1 protein-coding gene is annotated in these 1530 nt (G+C 69.2%); it reads left to right on the top strand.

Annotated elements, in window-relative coordinates:
* The first annotated feature begins 199 nt into the window (after positions 1–199).
* A complete protein-coding gene (locus ACFV4F_RS43360) occupies positions 200–1423 on the top strand; it encodes a serine hydrolase domain-containing protein (protein ID WP_380447370.1) in 1224 nt (407 codons plus the stop codon).
* The last annotated feature ends 107 nt before the right edge of the window (positions 1424–1530 follow it).

The raw sequence follows: 1530 nt of genomic DNA, 5'->3' as shown, positions 1-1530 counted from the left end.
CACACCCAACACCCAAAACACCCCACACACACACGCCCGCCCCCCCCCCCGCGCCTCATGCGCCATCCGATGTGGTTACGGCTTGAACAGGTACAGGAGGCACCCACGCATCGCGGGTCCATCACCGGGCATGCGCCATCGGAGTGGTTGTCGTGGTGTCCTGTGCGGTTTGCAGTGAGTGGCGCGGCCATGGTGAAGCATGACTCGTAAGAGAACCGCACTGCTGTGCGCCGCCGCCTTGCTGGTGTCCTCCGTCCCTCTCATCGCGGGCGCGGCCGGACCCGCCGACGCCGCGGACGCCGCCAGGCACCGGGGGTCCGAGTGCGTGGCCTCCCCGGAACCGGTCGACGGCCAAGGCCGCGCCATCCGCGACGTCGTCGAGAATGCGCGGCGGGATCTGAACCTGCGGGCGGTCATCGCCCGGGTGACCCAGCACGGGCGCGACCTGTGGACCGGCGCGGTCGGTCCGTCGATGACCGAGGTACCGGCCCGCCCGGACATGCGCTTCCGCGCGGGCTCGGTCGGCATCGCGTTCATGGGCACGATCCTGTTGCAGCTCGTCGACGAGAAGCAGGTCAGCCTCGACGACCCCATCTCACGCTGGCTTCCCGAGATCCCCCACGCGGACGAGATCACCCTGCGCGAGCTCGGCGACACCACCAGCGGCTTCCGGGACTACGTGACCGACCAGGGCTTCCTCACGGACCTGGAGGCCCATCCGTTCAAGCAGTGGACGCCCCAGGACGTCTTCCACTACGCGGACCTCGACGTCCAGCTCTACAAGCCGGGAACCAACTTCAGCTACTCGCACGCCAACTTCCAGCTGCTCGGCCTCGCGCTGGAGCGGATCACCCACACCCGGCTGGACCACCTCCTGGAGCAGCGCATCTACCGCCCCTTGGGCCTGCACGCGACATCGAACAGCTACACCCCCGACCTCCCCACCCCCGTGCTGCACGCCTTCACGCACGAACGCGGCACGTACGAGGAGTCGACGTTCTGGAACCCCTCCTGGACCACGGCGCCGGGCGCGGTCATCAACATGAACATCTGTGACCTCGCCCGGGCGGGCGTAGGGATCGGTTCGGGGCAGACGCTCTCGCGCGACGGCTACCAGACCCTGCTCGACCCGGGCACCGTCGGGCTGGGCCAGGCGACGCCGACCTGCCCGAAGGACGTCTGCATGCCGCAGACCCAGGACATCCACTTCGGGATGTCCGCCCTCATCGTGCACGGCTGGATCGTGCAGAACCCCTCCCTGTCCGGCTACGCCGCGATCATGGCGTACCTGCCGTCCGAGGACCTGTCGATCGCGGTCTCCGCCACGTACTCGCCGACCACCGACCAGCAGGTGCAGAACCTGACCACCACCATCGCGGAGGAGCTCTCCCGCCTGCTGGTGCCGGACCAGCCCCTGGGCTGAGCCCGGTCGCCGACGGGAACGTGCAGGGAACGAGCACAGGTCCGGCGGACCGGCCGCCGGGCCATCATCCCGCGCCGGGAAACCAGGACTCGCACACAGTGGCCTGG

Origin of the sequence: Kitasatospora sp. NPDC059722 (assembly GCF_042733235.1) — a bacterium.
Lineage (GTDB): Bacteria > Actinomycetota > Actinomycetes > Streptomycetales > Streptomycetaceae > Kitasatospora.
Note: the sequence above shows the minus strand (reverse complement) of the source record. Positions and strands in the feature narration are given on the sequence as shown.

Bases quoted from the DNA above. Each gene is read 5' to 3' on its own strand.
- ACFV4F_RS43360 (WP_380447370.1), top strand. From the start codon at position 200: ATGACTCGTAAGAGAACCGCACTGCTGTGCGCCGCCGCCTTGCTGGTG.